Source organism: Halomonas sp. 328, assembly GCF_015645095.1.
Lineage (GTDB): Bacteria > Pseudomonadota > Gammaproteobacteria > Pseudomonadales > Halomonadaceae > Bisbaumannia.
The window spans coordinates 131606-139967 of the sequence record NZ_JADOTW010000005.1 but is presented as its reverse complement, the minus strand read 5'-3'; the positions used below and the strand labels follow the sequence as shown (position 1 = coordinate 139967).

The window sequence follows — 8362 nt, the reverse complement described above, 5'->3', positions numbered from 1 at the left end:
CCAGCTCGGCCCAGGCGGGCGCACAGTACGAATCCCGCAACGCCCCCAGGAACGACGCCGAGGAGCGCCCATGAGCCCGATCCGTGCCAGCTCGGCCCAGGCGGGCGCACAGTACGAATCCCGCAACGCCCCCAGGAACGACGCCGAGGAGCGCCCATGAGCCTGATGCATGCCAGCACCGCCCAGGCCGCGCCGAACACGGCGGGGGTGATGCGCTGGGTACTGGTCGCCACCCTACCCGGCATCGCCCTGATGACCTGGCACTTCGGCTGGGGCGTGCTCGCCAATGTGCTGGTCGCCGGGGGCCTGGCCATGGCCCTGGAGGCGCTGATGCTACGCCTGCGCGGGCGGGCGGTAGGCGCCACCCTGGGCGACCATAGCGCCCTGGTCAGCGGCGTACTGCTGGGCGCCGCCCTGCCCCCCTTCGCTCCCTGGTGGCTACTGCTGGTGGGCGTCGCCGCGGCCATCGTGGTGACCAAGCACCTCTACGGCGGCCTGGGCCAGAACCTCTTCAACCCCGCCATGGTGGGCTATGCCCTGCTGCTGATCGCCTTCCCGATCCCCATGACCCAGTGGGTGGCGCCGCTGGGGCTGGTCGGTGCCGAGGCGCTCTCGCCCCTGGAGACGCTGCGCCTGCTGGCCGGCCTGGGCCCGGGGCTCGATGCCCTGAGTGGCGCCACCCCCCTCGACGCCTTCAAGCACAAGCCCGAGGGGCTGATGGCCCACGAGTTCTGGGCCGGCGAGCCGCTGCCCGCCGGCGCCCAGGCCGCCTGGCGAAACGTCGCCCTGGGCTGGTTGGCCGGCGGCGCCCTGCTGCTGTGGCGGCGGCTGATCGACTGGCGTATCCCCCTGGCCCTGCTCGGCAGCCTGATCCTGCTCACGGGCCTGCTCTACGCCGGCGACCCCAGCCAGTATGGCGCCCCCGGTTTCCACCTGTTCGCCGGGGCGGCACTCTTCGGCGCCTTCTTTATCGCCACCGACCCGGTGAGCGCCGCCGCCGGGCGCCGCGGTCGCTGGCTCTATGGCGCCGGCATCGGCGTGCTGGTGGTGGTGATCCGCACCCAGGGTGCCTACCCGGACGCCATCGCCTTCGCCGTGCTGCTGATGAACTTCGCCGTGCCGCTGATCGACCACGCCCTGCCGCCCCGCCCCCTGGGGCGGCGCCACCGGGAGACCACCCAATGAGCCTGCTGCCCGCCATTCGCCACGCCAGCCTCGGCCTGGGGCTCTTCGCGCTGATCACCGCCGGGGTGGTGGCCGGTACCCGGGCGCTGACCGCCGAACGCATCGCCGAGAACCAGCGTGCCGAGGAGTACCGGCTGCTGCGTGAGGTGTTGCCCGAGGGGCTGCGCGACCTGCCGGTGGAGGCCGTGCTGGCCGGCCGCCGGACCCTGCCCGCCAGCGAGGCGGTGGGCCAGCGGGTGCCCTTCGCGGCCTGGCATGTCCAGCGTGATGACCAGGCGGCCCTGATCCTGCCGGTGGTGGCCCAAGGCTATGGCGGCGCCATCCACCTGCTGGTGGGCATCGACCGGGAAGGCCAGTTGGGCGGCGTGCGGGTCACCCGCCACCAGGAGACCCCGGGACTGGGGGACCCCATCGACACCCGCAAGAGCGACTGGATCCTCGCCTTCGAGGGCAAGAGCCTGACGGCCCCGCCCCGGGAGCGCTGGGCGGTACGCCCGGATGGCGGCGACTTCGACAGTTTCACCGGCGCCACCATCACCCCCCGGGCGGTGGTCACGGCGGTGCGCCGCGCCCTCGACTATGTGGCAGCCGAAGGGGAGGCCCTCTTCACGCCCCCGGAGACCCGCCCATGAGCACCCCGAGCGTCGCGACCCTGGCCCGGGACGGGCTCTGGGACAACAACCCGGCCCTGGTGCAACTGCTCGGGCTCTGCCCGCTGCTGGCGGTAAGCGCCAGCGTGGTCAATGCCCTCGGCCTGGCCCTGGCTACCCTGGGGGTGCTGATGGGCAGCAACCTGGCGGTGTCGCTGATTCGCCATCGGGTGCCCGCGGCGGTGCGCCTGCCCGCCTTCGTGATGATCATCGCCGCCTTCGTCACCTGCGCCGACCTGCTGATGGCCGCCTACGCCTATGAACTGCATCGGGTGCTCGGCATCTTCATCCCGCTGATCGTCACCAACTGCGCCATCCTGGGCCGCGCCGATGCCTTCGCCGCTCGCCAGCCGCCGCTACCGGCGCTGCTCGACGGCCTGATGATGGGGCTCGGCTTCGGGGCCGTCCTGGTGCTGCTGGGAGCCATTCGCGAACTCTTCGGCCAGGGCACCCTCTTCGCCGGCCTCGACCTGTTGCTGGGTCCTATCGCCGCCGACTGGCAACTGACGCTGATTCCCGATTACGACTTCCTCTTCCTGGTGCTGCCCCCGGGGGCCTTCTTCGCCGCCGGCCTGCTGATCGCCCTGAAGAATGCCATCGACGACCGGCGCCGCCGGGCCCCCGCGCCCCGCACGCGCATTCGCGTCACCGGCACCCCACGCTGACGAGACCGCCATGAACGCCGAGAAACGCTTCGAGATCTTCGCCCGACTGCGCGACCACATCCCCGAGCCTGCCACCGAGCTCCACTGGAGCAGCCCCTTCGAGCTGCTCACCGCGGTGCTGCTCTCCGCCCAGGCCACCGACGTGGGGGTCAACAAGGCCACCGCTCGTCTCTTCCCGGTGGCCAATACCCCCCAGGCGATCCTCGACCTGGGACTCGACGGCCTCAAGGCGCATATCAAGACCATCGGCCTCTTCAATACCAAGGCCGAGAACCTGATGAAGACCTGCCAGTTGTTGATCGACCGGCACGGCGGCGAGGTGCCCCAGACCCGGGCCGCCCTGGAGGCGCTGCCGGGGGTGGGGCGCAAGACCGCCAACGTCATCCTCAATACCGCCTTCGGCCAGCCCACCATCGCCGTGGACACCCATATCTTCCGGGTCTCCAACCGCACCGGCATCGCCAAGGGCAAGGACGTCCTGGAGGTGGAGAAGAAGCTGCTGCGCCACGTGCCCCGGGAGTTTCGCCAGGACGCTCACCACTGGCTGATCCTGCATGGCCGCTACACCTGCGTGGCTCGCAAGCCCCGTTGCGGCAGCTGCGTGATCGAGGACCTCTGCGAGTTCAAGGAGAAGGTCGAGCTCTAGGCTTGTCAGCCACCTGCCATACTGGGCCATAGGCGAGTCACCCCACCAGGCGTGAGTCTGAAGAGTCGGAGGTCTCGATGATCGCCCTCAAGTACCTGCTACTGCCCCCACTGATCAACCTGCTGCTGATCCTGCTGGGCCTGGCCCTGGGGCCGCGGCGTCTGCTGGGCGGGCTGCTGCTGGCCCTGGGGCTGGTGAGCCTGGCCCTGCTGGCCACCCCCATGGCCAGCCACCTGCTGCGCCAGGGGCTCGAGCCCCATCCGGTGATCGGTCCGGGCCAGTGGCGCCAGGCCCAGGCCATCGTCATCCTGGGAGGCGGGCGCGACTACGACGCCGCCGAATTCGGCTGGGGAGACGCCCCGGCGGACGCCACCTGGCGACGCCTGGCCTATGGCGCCAAGCTGCACCATGACAGCGGCCTGCCGATCCTGGTCAGCGGCGGCCGGGTCCATGGCGAGCATAGCGCCGAGGCGAGCCTGATGGCCGCCGCCCTGCGCGAGGTGTTCCGGGTGCCGGTACGCTGGATGGAGGGGGAGAGTCGCAATACCGCCGAGAACGCCCGCCTCAGCGCCCGGATGCTCAACGAGGATGGCATCACCCGAGTGGCCCTGGTCTCCCAGGCCTGGCATCTGCCCCGGGCGGTGGCGGAATTCGAGGCGGCGGGGCTGACGGTGATCCCGGCCCCCACCGGCTTCGCCAGCGCCCCGCCCCCGGGCCTGTATGCCTGGCTGCCGCGGGCCTACCACCTCAACCAGAGCAGCCGCGCCCTCCATGAGTGGCTGGGGCTGGCCTGGCAATGGCTGGGCGAGCGATTGCCGTGAACCATCCGCCCTCCCCGGCCCGAGGCGCTCGCCGGTTTGGCCGGAAGATGATAACGGTATAAAAGCTAGAGGCCGGCGTTTTCGAGCCGTCGAGCCATCGCTTCCAGGGCCTCGATGCCCTGAATATCACTGGCCAGCAGCGGCAGCCGCGGTCGCGGCAGGTGCGCGAAGGCTTCATCGATCCGTGCCAGGTAGCTGGCCTCCTGATCGCGGCGGGCGGCCAGGAAGCTACCGTCCGCCTCCTCGGGAATCACCCGATTGACCAGGGTCCCGGCCACCGGAATCTTCGCCTCCTCCAGGGCCGCCACGGCGCGGACCGTCTCGAGGATCGGCAACCGCTCCGGGGTCAGCACGAAGAGGAAACCGGTGTGATCGGCGTCTTCGATGCGACGACGGGCCTGGTGAAAGAGCCGTCGCCGGGTGATCAGGGTCTGGGCTACCTCCCGGGCGCGCTCGTCCAGCTCGCTCAGGGGATCCTCCTGGGGGTCATCGAAGGGGGTCGCCAGGTCGCGGCCTCGCCTGGGGGTCAGGTGGGAGAGCACCTTGCCCAGTTCCTCGGACTTGCGGTTATGGGCCAGCAGGCCGTCGGTCCAGGCCGCCATGGCCTCGGGCAGGCTGAGCAACCGCAGGGTATGGCCGGTGGGGGCGGTATCGATGATCACCAGGTCGTAGGGGGCCTGATCATCGGTGATCAGTCGCGCCAGCCGCTCCAGCAGGGCCGCCTCCTGGGTGCCCGGCGACTGCCGGGTCAGGCGCATCTGGCGCTCCAGCTCTTCCATCATCTGCGGGGCGGCATAGCGGCGCATCTGCTCGATGACGCGGGCCAGATGCGCCTCCACCTCCGCATCCGGGTCGATCTCCAGGGCATCCAGCCCCGGCAAGAGGCGCCGGGGGCTATCGCCCAGTTCCCGGTCGAAGGCATCGCCCAGGCTATGGGCCGGGTCGGTGGAGACCACCAGCACCCGCTTGCCGCGGCGCGCCGCCAGCACCGCCAGCGACGCCGAGACGGTGGTCTTGCCGACGCCGCCCTTGCCACCCACCCAGAGCAGGCGTTTATCCAGAAGCGCTTTCATCAGGGATTCCAAGCTTGTGAGGGGGAAAGAGACACGAAGGGTGAAAGGGAGCACTCCCCTCACCCCTCACGCCTAACAACATTTGAAGTGATCGAGGGGCGAGTGCTCCATGCCCATGCGCCGGTGCCAGTCGTGGAAGCGCTCCAGCAGCAGGGGCTGAAGCTCCAGGGTGTAGTAGGCCACCGGGTTGGAGAGCCCCATCATCTCGGAGAAGACCAGCAGCATGAAGAGGTCGTCCTCGTCGCGACGGGACCGGGCGATGGCCCCCCGGTAACGGGCGGAGTAGACCTCCTCGGCGAAGAACCGGGCCTGGCCGAGCCAGGCCCGAATCCGTTCGAGCCGCGGATCCCGAGGGTCACGATCCTCGCTCATCGGCATTCTCCCGCATCACTCTCTGGACTCCAGGGCCTCGGCCCGGGAGCGTTTGAGGGCCGAGGCGCACTCCATGGCCACCAGGATGGCGGCGATCAGCACCACGATATCCAGCACCAGCAGGAAATAGTTCCCCTGCTCGAAGAAACTGCGCAGCTGGATCAGCAGGGCGGCGATGGTCATCACCAGCAGGAAGCAGAGCGGCACCAGGGTGTACACCATGGGACGCTTCAGGCGCACCAGCATCACCGTGATCACCAGCAGGGTCAGGCCGGCCAGCAGCTGGTTGGTGGTGCCGAACAGCGGCCAGATGATCAAGCCACCGGAGCCATCGGCTCCCCCGGCGCCGAAGGCCAGCAACAGGCAGCTGCCCACCGCCAGCAGGGTGGCCGGCGCCGATTTCTTCATCCACTGTTGATTATAGATCTCCCCCCACTCCTGGAAGATATAGCGCTGCAGGCGCAGGCCGGTATCCATGGTGGTGCCGGCGAACAGCGCCGCCATCACGGTGAGCAGGGTCGCGGCGGTGGCCTCGGGCAGGCCGATGCCGTTATGGATGATAAAGGCACCGCCCTCGACGAAGGCGTTGACGCCGCCCTGGCCGAAGGCGGTGTACATGGCCTGCCAGTCGGCGAAGGTGGCGAAGCCGGCGGTGGCGGCGAGAATCGCGGCCAGGGCCAGCATGCCCTCGCCGATGGCGCCGAAGTAGCCGACGAAGCGGGCATCGGTCTCCTTGTTGAGCTGCTTCGAAGTGGTGCCCGAGGAGACCAGGCCATGGAAGCCGGAGATGGCACCACAGGCAATGGTCACGAAGAGCAGCGGCAGCAGCGACGGGGTGCCCGGAGGCACGTTGTCGTTGAAGGCCGGGGCCACCAGGGTCGGGTTCATCAGCAGGATGGCGCCGTAGAGGACGATCAGGCCGATGAACAGCTGCAGGCCGTTGATGTAGTCCCGGGGCTGGAGCAGCACCCAGACCGGCAGCAGGGAGGCGATGGCCGCATAGCCGAACAGGATCAGGATCCACACCGCGTTGCCGGACAGGCCAGCCACCTCGGCGGGCATCTGGATGGGTACCGAGGGGCCGATACCGATCAGCGCATAGAGGGAGATCACGCCGATAATCGACACCATGGGCAGGCTCAGCAGCCGGCGGTAGATCAGCTGGCCGATGATCAGTGCCACCAGGATGGCGCCCCACACCGGCACCACGGCGCTGGAGAAGTTCATCATCAGCCCGGCGATGACCACCGCGAAGACCGCGTTGACCATCAACAGTACCAGGAAGATCACGATCATGAAGATGCTACGGGCGCGCTTGCCCACCACATCGCCGGTCAGGGCCCCCACCGACTTGGCCTTGTTGCGCACGCTGGCCCAGATGGCCCCGGAGTCGTGTACCCCGGCGAAGAAGATGGTCCCCAGCACCACCCACAGGAAGGCGGGCAGCCAGCCCCAGATCACCGCGATGGCGGGCCCCACGATGGGCGCGGCCCCGGCCACCGAGGTGAAGTGGTGCCCCCAGAGCACGAAGCGGTTGGTGGGCACATAGTCCACCCCATCCTCGAACTCATGGGCAGGCGTCTTGTAATCGGGGTCGAGGCGGTAGATCTTCTCGGCGATGAACCTGGAGTAGAGGAAGTACCCCGCCGCCATCGCCCCCAACCCCAGGACCAGCAGCACGATTGCGCTCATGTGATAGGCTCCTTGGTAAGGCGTTCGTTTTTCTTGGTCGCTCGCATGTTCGGCGAGCCTTGGCTGGCATGACGTGTATCGCCATCCGCTAAGGTTGGTCGGGATCGATGGATAAATCCATCATAACCAAGGAAAAATCGCTCATTTTTCGCCCAAAGTCGAAGACCTTGCGGAACGGACGAACTCCCTGGGAGGCGCCATGAATGCATTCTGGTCGACCCTGGCCATGGCCGCGGCCTTCGGCCTCTTTATCGGCATGCTGCTGCGTCTCGCCCTGCGTCGTGACGCCCCTCGTCCGGCGGCCTGGGTTCACCCCCTGGGAGGTCTCGCCGCCGGCCTGGTGGCCTTCTTCCTCTACCAGGGGCTCGCCTGGCTGGCCCGGGTGCCCGACTGGGTGCTGCCACTGCTGGTGATCCTGCTGGCCTGGTACTGGCTGCGTCCCCGCGAGGGTCGCCTGGGTATCGGTCGTCCCGACAACGGCCACGGCTAAGTGGCCAACCCGCGGTCAGCCGAGGCGGCCGAACTCCCCCGCCTGGGCCACCGCCCGCTGGTAGGCAGGGCGGGCGCGGATCGCCGCCAGGAAGGCTTGCAACCGTGGCGCCTTTTGCAGGTCGCCACGCGCGTCCATGGCCAGGACCGGGAAGCTCATCTGGATATCCGCGGCACTGAAGGCCTCGCCGGCGAACCAGCCGTCGTCGAGGGAGGCCTCCCAGAAGTCCCGCAGGGTAGCGAGCTCCGGGCCCAGGTAGGCGCGCCACACCCCCTTGGCCAACAGGGCCCCGACGGGGCGAATCAGCGCCGGCACCGGCGCTTTCCCCAGGCGGGAGAAGACCAGCGACATCACCAGGGGCGGCATCGCCGAGCCCTCGGCGTGGTGCAGCCAGAAGCGGTAGGCCTCATGGGCCTGGCTGCCGGGCACCGGTACCAGGTCGCTGTCGGGATGGCGCGCCAGCAGGTAGTCGAAGATGGCTCCCGACTCGGCGATCACCCGCCCATCGCGGGCCTCGTCGCTGATCACCGGCGACTTGCCCAGCGGATGCACCTCACGCAGCGCCGCGGGAGCCCGCAGGGTCCGGGGATCCCGCCGATAGGTCACCAGCTCATAGGGCTCGCCCAACTCCTCCAGCAGCCACACCACCCGCTGGGCCCGGGACTGCTCCAGACTATGCACCCGAATCATCTCGCGACTCCTTGCGTTATAACAGACGTTTGAATTTCGCCGATCAGTCTGCGCGGGAAGCACCATCCTGCCAAGGTC

At 68.8% G+C, this 8362-nt stretch carries 10 protein-coding genes; 6 read left to right on the top strand and 4 right to left on the bottom strand.

Going from position 1 to position 8362, the window contains the following annotated elements:
• Positions 1-156 precede the first annotated feature (156 nt).
• The 5 genes from IHD13_RS03840 (at position 157) to IHD13_RS03820 (ending at position 3967) form a co-directional block, all read left to right on the top strand.
• Positions 157-1185 carry an RnfABCDGE type electron transport complex subunit D gene (locus tag IHD13_RS03840; protein WP_195859712.1) on the top strand — a complete coding sequence of 343 codons (1029 nt, stop codon included), beginning with the start codon at positions 157-159 and terminating at the stop codon, positions 1183-1185.
• Positions 1182-1817, top strand: coding sequence for an electron transport complex subunit RsxG (gene rsxG, locus IHD13_RS03835; protein ID WP_195859711.1), 636 nt, complete (start codon positions 1182-1184; stop codon positions 1815-1817). The genes IHD13_RS03840 and rsxG overlap by 4 nt, the downstream gene beginning before the upstream one ends.
• Positions 1814-2500 carry an electron transport complex subunit E gene (locus IHD13_RS03830; RefSeq protein WP_195859710.1) on the top strand — a complete coding sequence of 229 codons (687 nt, stop codon included), beginning with the start codon at positions 1814-1816 and terminating at the stop codon, positions 2498-2500. The genes rsxG and IHD13_RS03830 overlap by 4 nt, the downstream gene beginning before the upstream one ends.
• Before the next feature lie 10 nt (positions 2501-2510).
• The gene (gene nth / locus IHD13_RS03825; protein ID WP_195859709.1) at positions 2511-3146 is read left to right on the top strand and encodes an endonuclease III; all 636 of its coding nucleotides are present in this window, start codon (positions 2511-2513) and stop codon (positions 3144-3146) included.
• Positions 3147-3223: 77 nt separating this feature from the next.
• Positions 3224-3967 carry a YdcF family protein gene (locus IHD13_RS03820; protein WP_195859708.1) on the top strand — a complete coding sequence of 248 codons (744 nt, stop codon included), beginning with the start codon at positions 3224-3226 and terminating at the stop codon, positions 3965-3967.
• 65 nt (positions 3968-4032) lie between these two features.
• Here the strand turns inward: IHD13_RS03820 and IHD13_RS03815 are convergent, their stop codons facing one another.
• The 3 genes from IHD13_RS03815 to IHD13_RS03805 form a co-directional block, all read right to left on the bottom strand.
• A complete protein-coding gene (locus IHD13_RS03815; RefSeq protein WP_195859707.1) occupies positions 4033-5040 on the bottom strand; it encodes an ArsA family ATPase in 1008 nt (335 codons plus the stop codon).
• A 72-nt stretch (positions 5041-5112) separates the two neighbouring features.
• Entirely contained in the window at positions 5113-5412 is a 300-nt protein-coding gene (locus tag IHD13_RS03810) for a cory-CC-star protein (RefSeq protein WP_195859706.1), read from the bottom strand.
• A 15-nt stretch (positions 5413-5427) separates the two neighbouring features.
• Positions 5428-7104 carry a carbon starvation CstA family protein gene (locus tag IHD13_RS03805; RefSeq protein WP_195859705.1) on the bottom strand — a complete coding sequence of 559 codons (1677 nt, stop codon included), beginning with the start codon at positions 7102-7104 and terminating at the stop codon, positions 5428-5430.
• Between the two features lie 199 nt (positions 7105-7303).
• On the opposite strand from IHD13_RS03805, the gene IHD13_RS03800 reads away from it, so the two are divergent.
• Positions 7304-7594 carry a hypothetical protein gene (locus IHD13_RS03800; RefSeq protein WP_195859704.1) on the top strand — a complete coding sequence of 97 codons (291 nt, stop codon included), beginning with the start codon at positions 7304-7306 and terminating at the stop codon, positions 7592-7594.
• Between the two features lie 15 nt (positions 7595-7609).
• Here the strand turns inward: IHD13_RS03800 and IHD13_RS03795 are convergent, their stop codons facing one another.
• A complete protein-coding gene (locus IHD13_RS03795) occupies positions 7610-8284 on the bottom strand; it encodes a glutathione S-transferase family protein (protein ID WP_195859703.1) in 675 nt (224 codons plus the stop codon).
• Positions 8285-8362 lie beyond the last annotated feature (78 nt).

Bases quoted from the DNA above. Each gene is read 5' to 3' on its own strand.
- IHD13_RS03810 (WP_195859706.1), bottom strand. From the start codon at position 5,412: ATGAGCGAGGATCGTGACCCTCGGGATCCGCGGCTCGAACGGATTCGG.
- IHD13_RS03805 (WP_195859705.1), bottom strand. From the start codon at position 7,104: ATGAGCGCAATCGTGCTGCTGGTCCTGGGGTTGGGGGCGATGGCGGCG.
- IHD13_RS03830 (WP_195859710.1), top strand. From the start codon at position 1,814: ATGAGCACCCCGAGCGTCGCGACCCTGGCCCGGGACGGGCTCTGGGAC.
- rsxG (WP_195859711.1), top strand. From the start codon at position 1,182: ATGAGCCTGCTGCCCGCCATTCGCCACGCCAGCCTCGGCCTGGGGCTC.
- nth (WP_195859709.1), top strand. From the start codon at position 2,511: ATGAACGCCGAGAAACGCTTCGAGATCTTCGCCCGACTGCGCGACCAC.
- IHD13_RS03795 (WP_195859703.1), bottom strand. From the start codon at position 8,284: ATGATTCGGGTGCATAGTCTGGAGCAGTCCCGGGCCCAGCGGGTGGTG.
- IHD13_RS03800 (WP_195859704.1), top strand. From the start codon at position 7,304: ATGAATGCATTCTGGTCGACCCTGGCCATGGCCGCGGCCTTCGGCCTC.
- IHD13_RS03820 (WP_195859708.1), top strand. From the start codon at position 3,224: ATGATCGCCCTCAAGTACCTGCTACTGCCCCCACTGATCAACCTGCTG.
- IHD13_RS03840 (WP_195859712.1), top strand. From the start codon at position 157: ATGAGCCTGATGCATGCCAGCACCGCCCAGGCCGCGCCGAACACGGCG.
- IHD13_RS03815 (WP_195859707.1), bottom strand. From the start codon at position 5,040: ATGAAAGCGCTTCTGGATAAACGCCTGCTCTGGGTGGGTGGCAAGGGC.